Origin of the sequence: Romboutsia weinsteinii (genome assembly GCF_002250835.2) — a bacterium.
GTDB lineage: Bacteria > Bacillota > Clostridia > Peptostreptococcales > Peptostreptococcaceae > Romboutsia_A > Romboutsia_A weinsteinii.
In genome coordinates, this window is the sequence record NZ_NOJY02000015.1 from 58,337 (window position 1) to 77,814 (window position 19,478).

16 protein-coding genes are annotated in these 19,478 nt (G+C 30.6%); 13 read left to right on the top strand and 3 right to left on the bottom strand.

Annotation, left to right across the window (positions count from 1 at the left end; translation table 11 throughout):
* Nucleotides 1-110: 110 nt before the first annotated feature.
* From CHL78_RS10435 to hcp, 12 genes are all read left to right on the top strand, one after another.
* On the top strand, nt 111-770 hold the full coding sequence (locus tag CHL78_RS10435; RefSeq protein WP_094369066.1) for an ABC transporter ATP-binding protein: 660 nt from the start codon (nt 111-113) through the stop codon (nt 768-770).
* 1 nt (nt 771) lies between these two features.
* Nucleotides 772-4,020 carry an FtsX-like permease family protein gene (locus CHL78_RS10440; protein ID WP_094369062.1) on the top strand — a complete coding sequence of 1,083 codons (3,249 nt, stop codon included), beginning with the start codon at nt 772-774 and terminating at the stop codon, nt 4,018-4,020.
* 148 nt (nt 4,021-4,168) lie between these two features.
* On the top strand, nt 4,169-4,366 hold the full coding sequence (locus CHL78_RS10445; protein WP_094369063.1) for a hypothetical protein: 198 nt from the start codon (nt 4,169-4,171) through the stop codon (nt 4,364-4,366).
* 261 nt (nt 4,367-4,627) lie between these two features.
* Complete coding sequence (locus tag CHL78_RS10450) at nt 4,628-6,136, top strand: DUF1846 domain-containing protein (protein ID WP_116041457.1); 1,509 nt, start codon at nt 4,628-4,630, stop codon at nt 6,134-6,136.
* A 302-nt stretch (nt 6,137-6,438) separates the two neighbouring features.
* The gene (gene dinB, locus CHL78_RS10455; RefSeq protein ID WP_116041459.1) at nt 6,439-7,542 is read left to right on the top strand and encodes a DNA polymerase IV; all 1,104 of its coding nucleotides are present in this window, start codon (nt 6,439-6,441) and stop codon (nt 7,540-7,542) included.
* A gap of 251 nt (nt 7,543-7,793) precedes the next feature.
* The gene (gene rbsK, locus CHL78_RS10460; RefSeq protein ID WP_094367827.1) at nt 7,794-8,702 is read left to right on the top strand and encodes a ribokinase; all 909 of its coding nucleotides are present in this window, start codon (nt 7,794-7,796) and stop codon (nt 8,700-8,702) included.
* 4 nt (nt 8,703-8,706) lie between these two features.
* Nucleotides 8,707-9,102 carry a D-ribose pyranase gene (gene rbsD, locus CHL78_RS10465; protein WP_094367826.1) on the top strand — a complete coding sequence of 132 codons (396 nt, stop codon included), beginning with the start codon at nt 8,707-8,709 and terminating at the stop codon, nt 9,100-9,102.
* A complete protein-coding gene (rbsA, locus tag CHL78_RS10470) occupies nt 9,103-10,593 on the top strand; it encodes a ribose ABC transporter ATP-binding protein RbsA (RefSeq protein ID WP_094367825.1) in 1,491 nt (496 codons plus the stop codon).
* 2 nt (nt 10,594-10,595) lie between these two features.
* Entirely contained in the window at nt 10,596-11,573 is a 978-nt protein-coding gene (gene rbsC, locus CHL78_RS10475) for a ribose ABC transporter permease (protein ID WP_330408616.1), read from the top strand.
* A gap of 15 nt (nt 11,574-11,588) precedes the next feature.
* Nucleotides 11,589-12,482 (top strand): ribose ABC transporter substrate-binding protein RbsB, encoded by an 894-nt coding sequence (gene rbsB, locus CHL78_RS10480; protein WP_094367824.1) that lies wholly within the window; start codon nt 11,589-11,591, stop codon nt 12,480-12,482.
* 194 nt (nt 12,483-12,676) lie between these two features.
* Nucleotides 12,677-14,572 (top strand): type I glutamate--ammonia ligase, encoded by a 1,896-nt coding sequence (locus CHL78_RS10485; RefSeq protein WP_094367823.1) that lies wholly within the window; start codon nt 12,677-12,679, stop codon nt 14,570-14,572.
* Between the two features lie 92 nt (nt 14,573-14,664).
* Nucleotides 14,665-16,314 carry a hydroxylamine reductase gene (gene hcp / locus CHL78_RS10490; protein WP_094367822.1) on the top strand — a complete coding sequence of 550 codons (1,650 nt, stop codon included), beginning with the start codon at nt 14,665-14,667 and terminating at the stop codon, nt 16,312-16,314.
* A 37-nt stretch (nt 16,315-16,351) separates the two neighbouring features.
* On the opposite strand, the gene CHL78_RS10495 is transcribed toward hcp, so the two are convergent.
* Complete coding sequence (locus tag CHL78_RS10495) at nt 16,352-16,996, bottom strand: Crp/Fnr family transcriptional regulator (RefSeq protein WP_094367821.1); 645 nt, start codon at nt 16,994-16,996, stop codon at nt 16,352-16,354.
* A 217-nt stretch (nt 16,997-17,213) separates the two neighbouring features.
* Nucleotides 17,214-18,062 (bottom strand): CAP domain-containing protein, encoded by an 849-nt coding sequence (locus CHL78_RS10500; RefSeq protein ID WP_199534028.1) that lies wholly within the window; start codon nt 18,060-18,062, stop codon nt 17,214-17,216.
* A gap of 430 nt (nt 18,063-18,492) precedes the next feature.
* Here CHL78_RS10500 and trxA point away from each other — a divergent pair, with 430 nt between their 5' ends.
* Nucleotides 18,493-18,804 (top strand): thioredoxin, encoded by a 312-nt coding sequence (gene trxA, locus CHL78_RS10505; RefSeq protein ID WP_094367820.1) that lies wholly within the window; start codon nt 18,493-18,495, stop codon nt 18,802-18,804.
* A 41-nt stretch (nt 18,805-18,845) separates the two neighbouring features.
* Here trxA and CHL78_RS10510 read toward each other — a convergent pair whose 3' ends face one another.
* Nucleotides 18,846-19,298: a MarR family winged helix-turn-helix transcriptional regulator gene (locus CHL78_RS10510; RefSeq protein ID WP_094367819.1), complete on the bottom strand. Its 453-nt coding sequence runs from the start codon at nt 19,296-19,298 to the stop codon at nt 18,846-18,848.
* Nucleotides 19,299-19,478: the final 180 nt, after the last annotated feature.

Genomic DNA, 19,478 nt, shown 5'->3' on the forward strand with positions numbered 1-19,478 from the left:
ATAGGGTAATTATGGTATAATTAATTAAAGGAATTTAGGTAATAGGATGGAGGCAATATCAATTGAGTAATAGATATATTGAATTTAATGATGTAAAAAAAATATATAAGATGGGTGAAGTAGAAATATCTGCTTTAAGTGGAGTAGATTTTTCGGTAGACAGAGGTGAATTTGTTGTAGTCGCAGGTTCTAGTGGTGCAGGAAAAAGTACCATATTAAATATACTAGGAGGCATGGATAGTCCTACTAGTGGCAAGGTAATTGTTGATGGTAATGAAATAAATAATTACAATAACAAAGATCTTATAACATATAGAAGATTTGACATAGGTTTTGTATTTCAGTTTTATAACTTAGTACAAAATCTGACTGCAAGAGAAAACATAGAATTAGCAACGCAAATATGCAAGGATCCACTAGATATAGATGAAATTATGAAGGCTGTTGGTTTAGAGAATAGAAAAGATAACTTCCCAGCTCAACTTTCAGGAGGTGAGCAACAGAGAGTTGCAATAGCAAGAGCGCTAGCAAAAAATCCTAAACTATTATTGTGTGATGAGCCAACTGGAGCATTGGATTATAATACAGGAAAGGCTATACTTAAGCTACTTCAAGATACATGTAGAACTATGGGAATGACAGTAATAATAATTACTCATAACTTGGCACTAACTCCAATGGGAGACAAAATTATAAAAGTGAAGAATGGTAAGATAGAAAGTGTTACTATCAATGAAAATCCTACGCCAGTAGAAAGGATTGAATGGTAGAATGAAGAGCGCTTTAAATAAAGACTTTATAAGAGATATAAAAAAATCAAAAGGTAGATTTTTATCTATAGTATTAATTGTTGCTCTTGGAGTTGCATTTTTCTCTGGAATAAAAACAGCTCCTATTGTTATGCAAAATACAACTGACAAGTACTATGATGACTATAATTTAATGGACATAAAAGTATTATCTACTCTAGGACTTACAGATGATGATGTAAATACAATAAAAGACATCAAAGGTGTAGAATCTGTTTTCCCGACCTATTCTATGGATGTTATCGCTAAATTAAAATCGGGAGAAAAGGTACTTAAGGTACATGCGATAGATATAGAAAAGATAGAAGAAGGTAATTTGGATTACATAAATAGAGTTAAAGTTGTAGAAGGAAGACTACCTCAAAAATCGGGGGAATGTGTATTAGAAAAAGAAAAAATAAAGAATTTAAACATTCCTATAGGATCTAAAATAAACCTGGAATCTGGAACAGATGAAGACCTTAGTACAAGTCTTAAAAATACAGAATATGAGGTAGTTGGATATATAGAGACACCTTATTACCTTTCTTATGAAAAAGGAAGTAGCTCAATAGGAAGTGGTGCTGTAAATGGAATAGTAATGATACCTCAAGACAATTTTAATATAGAAGCTTATTCAGAGATATTTTTGACGGTTGATGGAGCTAAGGAAAAAAATTCTTACAAAGACGAGTATTTTGACATTATAGATAAGATTACTAATAAATTAGAATCTGTATCAGATTCTAGAATAGATGCTAGATATGATGAAGTAATGAGCGAGGCTCAAGATGAATTAGAAAAGGGCAAATATGAATTTGAAGATAAAAAAATAGAAGTAAATGAAAAATTAGCAAGTGCAGAAGCTGATATTAATAAATATAAAACTCAGATAAAAAATGGAGAAAATGAATTAAAAGATAAAAAACTAAAAGTTCAAAATCAAATAAAAGACGGTTATACAAAACTTGAAGCTGGTCAAAAACAACTTGAAGATGGATATGTACAGTATGAGGCAGCTTTATTAAATTACAATCAAAGTAAAGAGCTTGCAGAAGTAGGGCTTGAAGCAGCTGAAAAAACACTAGGTGAAGTAAACATTCAAGTAGAGAGTATAAAACAACATATATCAAGCATAGAAGAAAGACTATCTAATGAGGATGTTAGTGAAGAAGAAAAAGGTACATTACAAGGTCAATTGGAAAATCTTAAGTATCAGTTGGTTAATGCGACCTCACAACTTGAAAGTGGAAGGTCTGAGTTAGAGTCAAAGAAACAAGATTTAAAAAATGCAGAGAATCAACTTTCAAGTACTAAAGAGATGCTAGACTCAAATAGTCAAAAGATAAAGAATGAAAGAAATAACTTAATTTCTATGGAAGAAAAATCTAAAATAGGATTTGAGAGTGCACAAAAAGAATTAGAGAAACAAAAAAATAAAATATCACAGGCTGAAAGTGAGCTTACAAATTCAAAAGTAAAAGCAACTGATGAATTAGAAAAGGCTGAGAAAAAAATCAAAGATGCTGAAGATGAAATTTCAAAAATAGAAAAGCCAGAATGGTACATTCTAGATAGGAATAGTCACTACTCATATGCTGAATTTGCAGGAGCTGCAAATAGTATAGATGCTCTAGCGAAGATATTCCCTGTATTTTTCTTCTCAGTAGCAGCCTTAGTTTGCTTGACTACAATGACTAGAATGGTCGATGAGCAAAGAATAAATATTGGCACGCTAAAGGCGTTAGGGTATACAACTACTCAAATAGCTAAAAAGTATATATTATATGCTCTAATAGCAAGTGTAACAGGAAGTATATTAGGATTATTGGCAGGATTCACTATATTCCCATTAGTGGTTTATAATGCATATTTGATGATGTTTACAGCTCCACCACCGATATTAACATTTAATGCTTTAATAGCAATTGGAGTAACCGCTACATCAGTTTTAATAACAACATTGGCTGCTTATTCAGCTTGTAATAATGAGCTAAGAGAGACTCCATCTGTGTTAATGAGACCTCGTGCACCTAAAAATGGAAAAAGAATTCTACTGGAAAGAGTTCCTTTTATATGGAATAAGATAGGATTTATAGGTAAAGTGACTATAAGAAATATATTTAGATATAAAAAGAGATTTTTAATGACTGTGCTTGGAATATCAGGATGTACGGCTCTTATACTTACGGGGCTTGGTATTAGAGACTCTATACAAATGATAGTAGATGGTCAGTATGGAAGTTTATTTAAATATAATATGACGGTAACGTTAGACAATAATGCAAGTAATAGTGAAAGAAATGAAGTTATAAAGTATATTGATAATGACAAAAGAATAATGGATTACCAACTTATAAATAATCAAAATGGTAAAATTAAATCCAATAATATTGAAAAAGAAGTAACTATAGTAGTACCTGAAAATACAAGTAAGATAGGGAACTTTATTAGCCTTGTGGAAAGAAAATCACAAGAAAAAATAAACTTAGGAAAAAGTGGGGTAGTATTGACTGAAAAAGTTGCAAGAAACCTAGGAATAAAAAAGGGAGATAATATAGAACTATTAAATGGAAATGATAAAAAAGTAACTGTAAAAGTAGTTGGTATTACAGAAAATTATATTTCACATTACGCATATATGTCTAAGGAATACTATGAAGAATTATTTGGTAGAGATGTAAGTTATAACCGTATTATAGGGACATTAAAAGATACTTCTACCAAATCAGAGGAAAGTGTGTCAGCAGATTTAATGAAGAACACACCAGTAAAAGGTGTAAGTTTCAATACGGGCTCTAAAGAAAACTTTAATAATATGATAAGTAACCTAAGTGCTGTAGTAGTTATGATGACTGTGTCAGCAGGAGCGTTGGCTTTTGTAGTTTTATACAATTTAACTAATGTAAATATATCAGAAAGAATTAGGGAAATCGCAACTATAAAGGTCCTAGGGTTTTATGATAAAGAGGTATCGGCTTATATTTATAGGGAAAATATAATACTTACTGTAATTGGTACCGGTGTAGGTCTGGGTCTAGGGCTTTTATTACATCAATTTATTATGACAACTGTAGAAGTTGATAACATGATGTTTGGAAGGATAATACAAAGTCGTAGTTATATTATCGCAGCAATATTAACAATAAGTTTAGGTTGTATAGTTAACTGGGCTATGTATTACAAGCTTAAAACAGTAGAGATGGTAGAGTCGTTAAAATCAGTAGATTAAAGGATATATCACACTTAGAACTTTATAAAAAATATAATTATAGATAAAGTAAGCAAAAAGTAATGTCAAAATCAAGTTATCTCTCATAGTATGAGGTAAGAGTTAAAAGTTAAAACTCTGAATAAAAATCACCTAGGGGGGTAACGTAATGTTAGATAGATTTTTCGGAGAATGTGGAATAGGTGGAGGCTGTGGATGGTGGATAATAGTATTATTCTTCTTATTCCTAGCATTCCAAGAATGCTGGCAAGATTTTGATATATGTACTTGGATACCATTCCTAATACTATTATTAATAGTTTGCGGATGCGGTTTTGACGGAGCAGACGACGGTTGTTGCTGCTAGTAATCCATAAGTAATTTGGTTTTAAAAAAATAGGCTATCGAAAGATAGTCTATTTTTTATTTTTAAATTTTATTACTTTATTCTAGGCAATGAAATAAAAAATTCTAAGTATATAAAACTATCTTGAAATATTTATAGGTAAAATGTATAATATAAACTTAAGTAAAAAAAGTGAATATACGAATAACTTTTTTACTTTTACAAAAACATACATAAATATACGATTATCAATAAGAAATGAAAATTAGTGAGGTGCAAAAAATGAAAATAGGATTTGATCACAAGAAGTATTTAGAAGAGCAATCAAAGTATATACTTGAAAGAGTTAATAACTTTGATAAGCTTTATTTAGAATTCGGTGGAAAGTTAATAGGAGACTTACACGCAAAGAGAATATTACCAGGATTTGATGAAAATGCAAAAATAAAAGTATTACAACATATGAAAGAATCGGTTGAAGTTGTTATATGTGTTTATGCAGGTGATATAGAAAGAAATAAAATAAGAGGAGATTACGGAATAACTTACGATATGGAAGTTCTAAGATTAATAGACGATTTAAGAGCTTATGAATTAGACGTAAACAGTGTAGTAATCACAAGATTTGAAGGACAACCTGCTACAACAGTATTTATAAATAAATTAGAGAGAATGGGTATAAAAGTATACAAGCATGCTCCAACAAAAGGATATCCAACAGACGTTGATGTAATAGTAAGTGATGAAGGATACGGAGCCAATCCATATATAGAAACTACTAAGCCTATAGTTGTTGTAACAGCTCCAGGACCAAATAGTGGAAAATTAGGAACTTGCTTAAGTCAGCTATACCATGAAAATAAAAGAGGAAACAGCGTTGGATACTCTAAGTTTGAAACATTCCCAGTATGGAATTTACCACTTAAGCATCCAGTAAACATAGCTTATGAAGCTGCAACTGTAGATTTAAAAGATGTTAACATGATAGATTCATTCCATCTTGAAAAATACGGTGAAATGTCAGTAAACTACAACAGAGATTTAGAGTTATTCCCTGTTTTAAAGAAAATAATAGAGAAGATAACTGGAAAAGAATCAATATTCCAATCACCAACAGATATGGGTGTTAATAGAGTTGGATTTGGTATAATAGATGATGAAGTTGTTCAAGAAGCGTCAAGACAGGAGATAGTAAGAAGATATTTCAAGACTGCTTGTGAATATAAAAAAGGACAATTTGATAAAGGTGCATTTGATACAATCAAATTAATAATGGAAGAAGTTAACTTAAAGCCTGAAGATAGAAATGTTGTTTTACCAGCTAGAAATTACAGTGCTAAGTTAAAAGAAACTGCTGATAAGAACAATACTTGTCCAGTTGTTGCAATAGAATTAAATGATGGGACAATACTTACAGGTAAGGGATCGAGCTTAATGAACGCAAGTGCTGCAGTTGTATTAAATGCTATTAAGTATTTAGCAAATATAGCTGATGATATGCACTTAATATCTCCAGCTGTACTAGAACCAATTGTAAACTTAAAAACTAAGACTCTTGCAAGTAGAACTCCTGAGTTAAGCTGCGAAGAAGTTTTAGCTGCGCTTAGTATATGTGCCGTAACAAGCCCAACTGCTCAAGTTGTATTAGAAAAGCTACCAATGCTAAAAGGAGCTCAAGCTCACTCAACTACAATATTAAGTAAAAATGATGAGCAAACATTTAGAGAACTTGGTATAGATGTAACATGTGATCCTGAATATCCATCACAAAATCTTTACTACGCAAACTAAAATTAAAAATATAAACAAATATAGACCATATTGCAATTAGCAACTATGGTCTTTTTTAATAGAAACTATATAAAACAAGTGCTATACGAAGGCTACTTGTAAAGTTTCAAATTTAAAATACATTAAACATACGATTATCAATAAGGAATTACGATTAGTTCCTTGGAATAACTATTTTAAAGGTTTTTAGTACATTTTGCAAGTGATTTTTGATAAAAATTAGGAAAATATTTTTTTACTAATAAAAGGAACGTAAGTTTGATATAATAATGGTATTACTATTTAAATTAAAAGGTGATTTTATGTATGAAAACAGAAAAATAATTCATATAGATATGGATGCTTTTTATGCATCTGTAGAGCAAAGGGATAATCCTCGGCTAAAAGGTAAAGCTGTAATTGTAGGAGGGAGTCCTAATAGTAGAGGTGTAGTAGCTACTTGTTCTTATGAGGCTAGAAAGTATGGGATACACTCAGCTATGCCGTCTAGGATAGCATATAATAGATGTCCGTATGCTGTATTTGTGAGACCTAGATTTGAAGTATACCATAAGGTATCTCAGCATATAAGAGAGATATTTTATAGGTATACAGATTTAGTTGAACCTTTATCATTAGATGAAGCCTTCTTAGATGTGACTAATAATAAAAAAAACATTAAATATGCAACAGAAGTGGCTAGAATGATCAAAGACGATATTTTGAGAGAAATTGGATTAACTTCTTCGGCAGGAGTATCTTATAATAAGCTTTTAGCAAAGCTAGCATCAGATTATGAGAAACCAAATGGATTAACAGTTATTACACCAGAAAAATCACAAGAATTTTTAGATAAGTTACCTATTAATAAGTTTTTTGGTGTTGGAAAGGTAACTGGAAAGACTCTTAAAAACTTGGGAATAAATACAGGATATGATTTGAGGCAACTAAATTTATATGATTTAGAGAAAATATTTAAAAGTAGAGGCTATAGTTTTTATCAATTCGCGAGGGGGATTGACTATAGACCAGTTGAGCCACAAAGAATTAGAAAATCAGTAGGTGCAGAAACGACATTAGATCATAACTTAAATATAGAAGATGAAGATGTAGCAAATATATTAAGTGATATTTGTGAAGAAGTATCTGAAAGAATTAAAGCGTGTAAGAAGTTGGGAAAAACTATTACATTAAAAATGAAATTTGACGATTTTACACAGATAACAAGAAGTATTAGTGTGGAACATCCTATTAATAATCACATAGATATAAGAGTAAATATATATAACTTATTAAAAAATGTTAATATAAAAGACAAGCAAATTAGATTATTAGGGGTATCTTTATCAAACTTAACAGATATAAAAGAAGAGTATAGCAATATTACATTATTTGAATATATGAATAATCAGTATAATAGTGTATAAAAGAGATGGTCATATATTATATGAATCATCTCTTTTTATATGAAATTCTTCTATTAATATGTTAATAAATAGACACAGTAGAAATATTAAGTACACCATAATGATATACAAAATAAATAAAATAAATTTTATAATGTAAGTTAAATCAAATATGTTGCACTAAATATTTTATTATGTTACTCTATATAAAGCGAAAACATAAAAATTTAATTATATTTATATATAGACTAGATTCATCGGGAGGGATACTTATGAAAAATATATGTGTTATAGGAAGTTTAAATATGGACTTAGTAGTTAAAGTGGATACAAGACCTAAGGGTGGACAAACATTAATAGGAAGCGATTTTAAAGAAGTACCTGGTGGAAAAGGTGCAAATCAAGCTGTAGCAATGGCAAGGCTTGGTGGAAGTGTAAATATGATAGGTAAAGTTGGAAACGATGGTTTCGGACAAGCATTAATAAATGCTCTTAAAAGTGATAATGTAAATACTAAATATGTACACACAGAAGAGGGACCAACGGGAGTAGCTATGATAACTGTAGATAAAAACGCAGAAAATTCTATAGTTGTGGCTCCAGGAGCAAACTTCAAAGTACACGAGATAGATATAGATAATAATATAGAAGCAGTAAAAGAAAGTGATATTATAGTTTTACAACTTGAGACACCAATAAATACTATCAATTATGCACTTAAAAAATCAAAGGAACTTGGGAAATACACAATATTAAATCCAGCTCCAGCAGTTAAGTTAGACGATGAGATAATATCTAATGTAGATTTATTAACTCCAAATGAAAGTGAACTTGAAATATTAAGTGGAGTGGAAATAAAGTGTGAAGAAGATATACAAAAAGCTGCTAAAGTAATGATAGAAAAAGGCGTAAAGGAACTTATAGTTACTTTAGGATCAAAAGGAAGCTTATATATAAATAAAGAAAGAACAATATTTAAGGATTCTTATAAAGTAGATGCGGTTGATACTACAGCAGCTGGTGATAGTTATACAGGAGCTTTATCTGTAGCATTCGCTAATGATAAAAATATTGAAGAAGCAATGGATTTTGCATCAAAAGTAGGAGCGCTAAGTGTAATGAAAGAAGGAGCGCAAAGCTCACTTCCAACTTTAGAAGATGTAGAAAATTTTAGGAGGTAATACAATGAGAAAAACTAAACTTATAAACAGTGAAGTATCATACACAATATCAAAAATGGGCCACACTGATAGTTTGACGATTGGAGACTGTGGATTACCTATACCTGATGGTGTCAATAGAATAGACCTAGCACTTAAGTATGGTGTACCGACATTTCTAGAAACTTTAGATACGGTTTTAGAGGAATTATATGTAGAAGAAATTGTTATTGCCGAGGAAATAGTAGAAAAAAATAATAAGATATATAATGAGATATTAAAAAGATTTGAAAATATAAATATAATAATGGTTAGTCATGAAGAATTTAAAACGATGACTAAAGAGAGCAAGGCAGTAGTAAGAACAGGAGAGTGTACTCCTTACGCAAACATAATATTAAAATCAGGAGTTGTATTTTAAATGAAAAACCCTATTTTACAAATGAAAGACATAGTGAAAGAATTCCCTGGAGTTAAAGCGTTAGATGGGGTAAACCTAGAACTTTACGAAGGTAAAGTAATGGCCCTTATGGGGGAAAATGGAGCAGGAAAATCAACACTTATGAAAATATTAAGTGGTGTATATAAAAAAAATAGTGGTCAAATATTTTATAAAGGTGAAGAGACTGATATAAAAGGACCTAAAGATGCTGGAGAAAAAGGGATAGCTATAATACATCAAGAGCTTAACTTATTACCAGATCTAAGTATAGGGGAGAATATATTCTTAGGTCGTGAACCTAAAAAGGGATTGAGAATAGATTTTAAGCAGCTTTATAGTGATGCAGATGTATTACTTAAAAAATTAAATATAACTACAAGCTCAAGGGAGTTAGTAGGAAATTTAAGTATAGCCCAGCAACAAATGGTGGAAATAGCTAAAGCATTGTCTTTGGATGCTCAAATAATAATAATGGATGAGCCTACGGATGCACTTACAGATAAAGAGACTAAGAGTTTATTTAATGTAATAAATGAACTTAAAAGTGAAGGTAAGGCTCTAGTTTATATATCTCATAGATTAAAAGAAATATTTGAAATATGTGATTATATAACAGTATTAAGAGATGGTAAGTATGTTGGGACTGAAGATTTAAGTAATTTAGATGAGGATAAGATGATAGAAATGATGGTAGGTAGAAAACTTACTGATCAATTCCCTAGATTAGAAACTGAGAAGGGTGAAACAATACTTAAAGTTGATAATCTTTGCAATGAATTTATAGATAACATATCATTTGAGGTTAAAGCTGGAGAGATTTTAGGTATATCAGGACTTATGGGAGCAGGAAGAACGGAATTAGCTAAGACTATATACGGTCATATAAGAAAGACTAATGGTCAAATAACTATAAAGAATAGAAAAATAGACAACAAGTCTGCCAAGGATGGTCTAAAAAATAGAATAGCATATGTATCAGAAGATAGAAAAGGTGACGGATTAATACTTGAGCTATCTGTAAAAGAAAATATGGCTATATCATCTTTAGATAGAATGTCATCATTATTTAAAATAGATAAGAAAAAAGAGCTAGCTAGAGTTAAAGATTATATAGGGAGAATGAGAATAAAAACTCCAAGTGAAAATCAATTAATAAAGAATCTAAGTGGTGGTAATCAGCAAAAAATTGCAATAGCGAAAGCGCTTATGACTCACCCTGATGTTCTTATACTTGATGAACCTACTCGTGGAGTAGACGTTGGAGCTAAAAAAGAAATATATGACCTTGTAAATGAATTTAAGAGTCAAGGCAAAGCAGTAATAATGATATCTTCTGAAATGCCAGAAATACTAGGACTGAGTGATAGAATTCTAGTCTTAAGTCAGGGTAGAATAACAGGAGAATTTGATATAGAATCTGCAACACAAGAAGCAATATTAAAATGCGCAGTTGAAACTAAGGAGGCATAACATTGGATATATCATCAAGAGTAGATAACTCAAAAAATAAAAGTTTAAATATGAAAGAAGTATTAGTTAAGTATAAAAGTTTATTAGGATTAGTGTTACTAATTGCTGTAGTGTCAGTACTTAATCCATCGTTTTTAAGCGTAAAAAATATAATGAATATACTTAGACAAACTTCAGTTAATGCAGTGATAGCTGCAGGTATGACATTTGTTATATTAACTGGTGGAATAGACTTATCAGTAGGTTCAATTTTAGGAATAAGTGGTGCAGTGTGTGCTAGCTTATTAGTTTCTGGACAAAATGTAGTAGTAGCTGTAATAGCGGCATTATTAGTAGGTGCAGCAGTAGGATTCATAAATGGATTTGTTATATCAAAGGGTAAATTACAGCCATTTATAGCAACTCTTGCAACAATGACAATACTTAAAGGTTTAACATTAGTATACACAAATGGAAACCCGATAACATTAGGAAGTAACGAATTAGCAATGTCATTTGGTAAAATAGGTGGAGGGACAATATTTGGAATACCAACTCCAGCTATGATAATGATGATAGTATTTATGGTATGCTACTATATACTTCATAATACTAAAATGGGAAGATATACTTATGCATTAGGTTCAAATGAAGAAGCAACGAAGCTATCAGGACTTAATACAGATAAAATAAAGATATGGGTATACACTATAAGTGGTATATTAGCATCAGTAGCAGGTATAATAATAACTTCAAGATTGTACTCAGCTCAACCAACAGCAGGAGCAGGATATGAACTTGATGCGATAGCAGCAGTAGTACTTGGCGGAACTAAACTTGCAGGTGGTAAAGGTAAGATAACAGGAACTATAATAGGAGCATTAATAATCGGGGTATTAAGTAATGCACTTAATATATTAGATGTATCATCATATTATCAAACAATGGTTAAAGGTGGAGTTATATTATTAGCTGTACTTTTAGACAGAAAAAGTAACTAAGAAAGGAAAATTACAATGAAAAAATTTCTTTCTATAATAATGGCACTAGTGTTAAGTTCTTTAACACTAGTTGGATGTCAGCAAGCTGATAGTGATACTAAAAAAATCGGATTTATAGTATCGACTTTAAATAATCCATTCTTCGTGGATTTAAAAAAGGGTGTAGAAGATAGAGCAAAAGAATTAGGATATGATGTTGTAGTATTAGATTCTCAAAATGACCCAGCAAAAGAAGTATCAAATATGGAAGACTTAACGGTAAAAAATGTATCAATGGTACTTTTAAATCCTGTTGATTCAGATTCTGCTGTAGCATCAGTTATGATAGCTAATAACTCAGATTTGCCAGTAGTAACTGTAGATAGAGCTGCTAATGGAGGAAATGTTGTGTCTCATATAGCTTCAGATAACGCAGTTGGTGGAGCTATGGCAGCAGAGTTTTTAATGGAAAGACTAGGTGGAGTAGGCAATATAGTTGAACTTGAAGGTACTGCTGGCTCATCAGCAGCTAGAGATAGAGGTAAAGGATTTGATGATAAAATAGCTGAGAGTAACATAAATATAATAGCTAAACAAAGTGCAGACTTTGATAGAACTCAAGGACTTACTGTAATGGAAAATATACTTCAATCAAAGAGTGATATAAATGCTGTGTTTGCTCAAAATGATGAGATGGCACTAGGTGCACAAAAGGCATTAGAAGACCAAGGGATGAAAGATGTACTTGTAGTTGGATTTGATGCAACTGATGATGCAGTAGATGCAGTTAAAAGAGGAACAATGGCTGCAACGGTAGCTCAACAACCTATATTAATAGGACAAACAGCAGTTGATGCAATTGATAAAATTTTAAAAGGTGAAGTTATAGATGCCTTCATACCTGTAGAATTAAAATTAATAACAAAATAAAATTTTTTATGAGTACTGCCAGAGATGGCGGTACTTTTTTTATAAAATTAAAAGACTGTATAGTCTCATACACTTTAGGTATAAAATCTTTATTTTACTCATATAATGATGGATGATTAATGTTTGCATCAGAAATAGAGACACTACTTAATAGTGGTTAATGAATAATTATATAGTTATTAGGGGGGATATATATGGAACGTTTACTTTATATAATAAGACCATATGAAGAAGGTACTGAAGATATCAAATTAAAATTAATAGAGCATAATAACGTTAAATTTGTATCACTGATGGGGATAGATTTAGGAGGAAATGCAACTGACGAAAAAATACCTATGAGATTAATGTTAGAAGATATAGATGGATTTCTTAAAAGTGGGATACAAACAGATGGATCTAGTGTAGAACTAGACGACATAGCGACATTACACAATGCAAGAGTAGATTTAATACCAGATAGAAATACAAATTGGTATGTAGATTATAATTATGAATATTTAGATATAAATGGTAGACCTATAGGTACACTTAAAATACCTGCTTTTTTGATACATGAAAATAAAGCTGTTTGCTCAAGAGGTGTATTAAAAAGAGCTGTAGAGAATTTTGAAAGTAAATTGCTAAGTGCGATGAAAGATTATCCTCAGATTATAAATAGTATTGGAATAAATTCAGTTGATGATATCGAAAAAATACATCTAACATCTGCAACTGAATTAGAGTTTTGGGTAAAGACACCAGAAGAAAAATTTGATGCAGAAAATCTTTTTATATCTCAAAGCTTAAAAGAGCAATATTGGAAGAGAACTCATGGAACTATTAGAACTGCACTTGAGAGAAGTTTAATTGAACTTGAAGAACGAGGTTTGGAACCAGAGATGGGTCATAAGGAAGTTGGAGGTATAAATAGTTCAATAAGTAAAGATGGACGTACTATTCATGTTATGGAACAACTAGAGATAGATTGGAAGTACTCAAGTTGCCTTCAATCAGGAGACAATGAAATTATTGCAAGAGAATTAATTGAGGACATATTTAGACTATATGGCCTAAAGGTAAGTTTTAAAGCCAAACCACTTGATGGAGTTGCAGGAAATGGAGAGCATACTCACATAGGTGCTCAGGTTAAGCTAAAAGATGGAAGTATTAAAAATTTATTCTCACCAAAAGACATGAGTACAAATTATATGAGCGAGATTGGATATGGAGCAATGATGGGAATATTAAAAAATTATGAAGTAATAAATCCAATAGTCGCATCTTCTAATGATTCTCTAAATAGACTAGTTCCTGGATATGAAGCACCTGTATCTATAGTAACATCTCTTGGCCATAGTTATGAAATACCTTCTAGAAATAGATCTATATTAGTAGGTCTTATCAGAGATTTAAATAATCCACTGGCAACACGATTTGAACTAAGATCACCAAATCCATTATCAAACACATATTTAGTATTAGCATCATCATACCAATGCGCTCTAGATGGAATTATTAATGTAGCAAAAAATAAACTTACTACTAAGGAATTGGAAAAAGAAATCTCGAAAGCAGTAGGAGTAGAGGGGATTTATTTAGAAAAAAGTAGAGCATACAGAGATGAAAATAATATATTTGAATATTATACAGAAGAAGAGAGAGTAGAACGATTCTCTAAATCACCTAGAACAGTATACGAAAATTTAAGTGCATATAAAACATATCCTGAGAAATCTAATGTTTTAAAAAATGGAGGAGTATTTACAGATGATATATTAAAATCATTTATATCTGGTACTTTAAATAGATGGATAAAAGAATTAAAAAATAGAATAATACAAGAAAATCTAGAGAAGATAAAGGACTATGAAATATTACACAAAACAGATGATATGGATGCTTTAGATAAGGTAGTCTGGAATACAATAAATAATCTTAAATATTATCTAGTAAAAGATAGCATAAGCAAAAAATCTTTATTTGGAAAATTAAGAGAAGCAATAGACTCGGATAACTATGAATCTGCATCTATACTACAAATAGAACTAAAAACAAAAATGAATGAAATAGAGCATTTGTATAAGCAATATTATAAGAATATATTATAATTTTATATGTTATGTAACCTACGTTACGTACTTGTTCTCTTCAAATAAGATATTATTAGTGCATAAGATAAATAAAAAATTTGGAGGGAATTATGGAAAATAAAATGTTTTGTTTTCAATGTCAAGAAACGGCTGGATGCACAGGATGTACTAAGTTTGGAGTGTGTGGTAAATCACCAGATTTAGCAAGGATGCAAGACTTATTAATATATATAACTAAAGGGTTATCAGAAGTAACTACTAAGCTTAGAAATGAAGGAAAGTTAGTGAGCGGTGATGTAAATAACTTAATAACATTAAATTTATTTACAACAATAACAAATGCTAACTTCGATGATAAAATATTTTATGATAGAGTAAAGATGACTTTACAGGTAAAGAGAAGTTTAATTGAGCAAGTAGAAAACAGAGGCTGCTTAAGTGAAACTGCTATATGGGATGTTGATTTAAGTAAGGATTTAGATATACAATTAGATCAAAAATCAACTACAGTTGGTATATTGACAACTAAAGATGAAGATATAAGAAGTTTAAGAGAGCTTATTATTTATGGACTTAAAGGAATGTCTGCTTATATGAAGCATGCAAATGCACTAGGTTTTGATAACGAAAATATAAATGCATTTATGCAAGATACATTATCAAAGACCTTAGAAAATTTATCGGTAGATGAGCTAGTAGCTTTAACTTTAGAAACAGGTAAAGTTGGAGTTGATGGTATGGCTTTATTAGATGAGGCAAATACTACTACTTATGGTCATCCGGAGGTAACATCTGTAAGTATAGGGGTAAGAAATAACCCAGCAATACTTGTATCGGGTCATGACTTAAAGGATTTAGAACAATTATTAAAGCAGACACAAGGCACAGGTGTAGATGTGTATACTCACTCAGAAATGCTACCTGCACACTATTACCCAGCTTTTAAAAAGTATGATAACTTTGTGGGTAACTATGGAAATGCATGGTGGAAACAAAAAGAAGAATTTGAAAGTTTTAATGGACCGATATTAATGACAACAAACTGTATAGTCCCACCAAAAGACACTTATAAAGATAGAATGTATACTACAGGTGCGGCAGGATACGTTGGTTGTACTCATATAGATGAGGAAAGTGGTGAGGAGAAGGACTTCTCTCAAATTATAGAGCACGCGAAGAAGTGCACACCTCCTATGGAAATCGAAACGGGAGAAATAATAGGTGGATTTGCTCATAATCAAGTATTAGCTTTAGCTGACAAAGTCGTAGATGCAGTAAAAACTGGTGCAATAAAGAAATTTTTTGTAATGGCAGGTTGTGACGGAAGAGCTAAATCAAGAAATTACTATACAGACTTTGCAAAAGCATTACCAAAAGATACTGTAATATTAACAGCAGGTTGTGCAAAATATAAATATAATAAGTTAAATTTAGGGGATATAGGTGGAATACCAAGAGTATTAGATGCTGGCCAATGCAATGATTCTTATTCATTAGCATTAATAGCTCTAAAACTGAAAGAAGTGTTTGAGCTACAAGACATCAATGAATTACCAATAGCATTCAATATAGCGTGGTATGAGCAAAAAGCTGTAATAGTATTATTATCTCTGTTATACTTAGGGGTGAAAAATATACACTTAGGACCAACTCTACCAGCATTTTTATCTCCAAATGTAACTAAAGTATTAGTTGAGAATTTTGGAATCGGTGGAATAACAAACGTAGAAGATGATATTAAGATGTTCTTAGGAGAATAATATAATAAATAAAAAATGACCTATTTGGGGTCATTTTTTATTGCATCAATATTTCTTCTAATGCACACTTATCTAATATTTTTATAAAATCTTTAGAGTAGTCAATTAACCCAAGTTCTCTCATATTTATTAACTCTCTTGATAAAGAAGGTCTAGGGATACCAAGGGCCTCTGAAAGTTTCTGCTTGGTCATATTAAGCTTTATGAACATGGTACCTTGCTTTTTATACTCATTAATAATAAAGTGGCTTAGTTTCTGACGAATACTAGTTAAAGATAAGCCTGTTATAGATGTATTAAGAGTCATAATCTTATTAGTCAAATCATTTAAAAACATTTCTAAGAACTTAGGGTGATCTGTACAATAATTTATAAAGTCGATTTTATTTATGAATAATACCGAGCTATTAGTAGCAGATAGTACTGTAGCAGGATATTTATTGGCATTAGAAAAAGCAATTATTTCTCCAAATAAGTTACCTGTACCAAGGGAAGCTACATGTATAGTACTATTGCTAGTTAAGATACGTTTTATATCAATCGTACCTTCTAATATAAGGCCTATCTTAGTACAAGAATCACCTTCAAGAGCTATTATATCATTTTTAGAATATGTGACTACTTTGTATTTTGTTTCTGTGAATAATTCTAAAATTGTATCTTTTGTATGGTTCTTAAACATAATTACTCTCTTTCTAATTTTTGAAAATTTATTCTTCTAATTTAAAGGAATATGTAATTAAAAATATTTTCTTACTTTATTATATACTAATTATATTATATTTAAATCATATTATAAATTAAAATAAGCCCAATATCTATATGCAGATAGATACCGGGCAAAATGTATATTTAAGAAAAAATGTATATTAAGATGTAAATATTTTGGGGCTTAGTTTTTAATTACCTATGAACATTTGTGTCCAGTAGATACTTCCGTTAGAGTTCTTAGCAACACCAACACCTATTTCAGTAAAGTTAGCACTTAAGATATTCTTTCTGTGACCTTCTGAGTTCATCCAAGCATTTACAACTTCAGATGGGGTTCTTTGACCCATTGCTATATTTTCTCCTGCTGTTCTATAGCTTATTCCGAATTGCTTCATCATATCAAATGGAGAACCATAAGTTGGAGAAGTATGGTCGAAGTAATTTTTATTTATCATATCTTGAGATTTAGTAGTTGCTACGTTAGATAATTTAGCATTTAATGTAAGTGGTTTTAATCCTTGCTTGCTTCTTTCAACATTAACTAAGTTAACGACTTCTTGTTGGTAAGATGCAAAGTTACCACTTGGTTGGTTATTGTCTTCAGGTTTTTCAGTAGATTCTGAGTTGTTACCAGAGTTATTTTGGTTGTTGTCTTCAGGCTTTTCAGTAGATCCTGAGTTGTTACCAGAGTTATTTTGGTTGTTGTCCTCAGGCTTTTCAGTAGATCCTGAGTTGTTACCAGAGTTATTCTGGTTGTTGTCTCCAGGTTTTTCAGTAGATCCTGAGTTGTTGCCCGAATTATTCTGGTTATCATCTGGAGTTACCTCAGGCTTAGATGGTTTATTTATACATCCAGAACCTATTTGATATTTGTATTTTACACCGTTCACACATAAATATATAACACCCTTAGATTTAGTATTTGTTTTAGGGCCACTAGTAGAAGTTTTTGATAATGCATTTGATGGTACCATAGTAGAAGCAGTAACTACAGTTATCACTCCTAAAGATAATAAAGCTTTTAATTTTTTTGTCATGTTAAACACCTCGTTGTCAAAAATTTTAAAGATTTCGATTTTGTCACCGAATTGTAACCTTTAAGTTAGGGGTTACCCCCTGTGCAACTATAGTAACATAGAAAATACGCATAATTTACTGTAAATTTATGTAAGAAAGGGTTGGAATATAGGTGTATATAAGTTATAGACAGGCTTTAAAGATTTTAAAAAAAGTTAAATTTAGTGCATTATATATGACAATTTGGGCAATATATTTTAATTTCTTCAATAAAAATATAATTTATTTAATAAAAAGTTACAAATTAATGACGTGAATTCTTATATATAGTTACATAAAATTTGATGAATTGATAAAAGATAATTAATATGGAAAAGTCATATTTATATATATGAAAAAAGTTTTAGATGCCAAAATATTAAATAATTATAAAATCTAGGAGGAAAGAATATGGCACAGATAATAGGAAGCAATGAATTTAAAAGCGAGATATCCGATGGAGTAGTTATTGTAGATTTTTTTGCAACGTGGTGTGGTCCTTGTAAGATGTTAGCACCAGTGTTCGAAGATTTATCATCAGAAATGGAAGGACAATCTAAATTCTTCAAAGTAGATATAGATCAGAGTTTGGATTTAGCGAGGGAGTATCAGGTGACAACTGTACCGACAATGATAATATTTAAAGATGGAGAGAAAGTAGATTCTCTAGTTGGATTTATACCAAAAGAAAATATCAAGTCTAGTATAGAAAAATATTTATAGCAAAATAAGGATACAAGTATAATAGAAGAAATAAGCTCAGACTAATCTTCTGAGCTTATTTCTGTTAATACCTCTTTTAAATTCTCAAGAGAATTATTAAGTTTATCTAATTGATTATCAGGTATAGAGGATAATCTCTCTTTAAAAGTTCTAACTAAATCTTCAAAAGCATTATCTAAATGTTCTTTTCCTTTTGTAGTAAGATCAATATTAATTATTCTTCTATCTTTTTGATCAGGAAGCCTTTCAACATAACCATCATCAATAAGTTTATTTAGAAGTTTAGTCATATTAGGTGTAGATATGAATAGTTTCTTTGCGACATCTGAAATTGATGATTTACCGTAATCTTTTAATACCACAAGAATTTGCATATGCGAGTGATTTAGATTATCGGGATTAACATGGCATTTAGGTTTCATAAGTTTTTTTTGGAATAAGGGCATAATAGTTATAAAGTTTTGTATTATAATCTCTAGCTTAGCATCATTCATAGTTTTTCCTCCATTAACGCAATATTGTAATTATATAATATTTAGATATTTAATAAAATAGAAAGATTAATTTTAAATAAACAACTTATAATAAAACTAACCATACTATAACTAGGTGATCAGTTTTAAGTTAAAAATAATCAATATATATCATTATTATTGACATTTAAAAAGAAAATA

What these genes read in the sequence shown, in the direction of transcription:
- CHL78_RS10440 (WP_094369062.1), top strand. Translation starts at nt 772, where the DNA reads ATGAAGAGCGCTTTAAATAAAGACTTTATAAGAGATATAAAAAAATCA.
- CHL78_RS10435 (WP_094369066.1), top strand. Translation starts at nt 111, where the DNA reads ATGGGTGAAGTAGAAATATCTGCTTTAAGTGGAGTAGATTTTTCGGTA.
- CHL78_RS10450 (WP_116041457.1), top strand. Translation starts at nt 4,628, where the DNA reads ATGAAAATAGGATTTGATCACAAGAAGTATTTAGAAGAGCAATCAAAG.
- rbsD (WP_094367826.1), top strand. Translation starts at nt 8,707, where the DNA reads ATGAGAAAAACTAAACTTATAAACAGTGAAGTATCATACACAATATCA.
- CHL78_RS10495 (WP_094367821.1), bottom strand. Translation starts at nt 16,996, where the DNA reads ATGTTTAAGAACCATACAAAAGATACAATTTTAGAATTATTCACAGAA.
- CHL78_RS10510 (WP_094367819.1), bottom strand. Translation starts at nt 19,298, where the DNA reads ATGAATGATGCTAAGCTAGAGATTATAATACAAAACTTTATAACTATT.
- rbsK (WP_094367827.1), top strand. Translation starts at nt 7,794, where the DNA reads ATGAAAAATATATGTGTTATAGGAAGTTTAAATATGGACTTAGTAGTT.
- dinB (WP_116041459.1), top strand. Translation starts at nt 6,439, where the DNA reads ATGTATGAAAACAGAAAAATAATTCATATAGATATGGATGCTTTTTAT.
- hcp (WP_094367822.1), top strand. Translation starts at nt 14,665, where the DNA reads ATGGAAAATAAAATGTTTTGTTTTCAATGTCAAGAAACGGCTGGATGC.
- trxA (WP_094367820.1), top strand. Translation starts at nt 18,493, where the DNA reads ATGGCACAGATAATAGGAAGCAATGAATTTAAAAGCGAGATATCCGAT.
- CHL78_RS10445 (WP_094369063.1), top strand. Translation starts at nt 4,169, where the DNA reads ATGTTAGATAGATTTTTCGGAGAATGTGGAATAGGTGGAGGCTGTGGA.
- CHL78_RS10500 (WP_199534028.1), bottom strand. Translation starts at nt 18,062, where the DNA reads ATGACAAAAAAATTAAAAGCTTTATTATCTTTAGGAGTGATAACTGTA.
- rbsA (WP_094367825.1), top strand. Translation starts at nt 9,103, where the DNA reads ATGAAAAACCCTATTTTACAAATGAAAGACATAGTGAAAGAATTCCCT.
- rbsB (WP_094367824.1), top strand. Translation starts at nt 11,589, where the DNA reads ATGAAAAAATTTCTTTCTATAATAATGGCACTAGTGTTAAGTTCTTTA.
- CHL78_RS10485 (WP_094367823.1), top strand. Translation starts at nt 12,677, where the DNA reads ATGGAACGTTTACTTTATATAATAAGACCATATGAAGAAGGTACTGAA.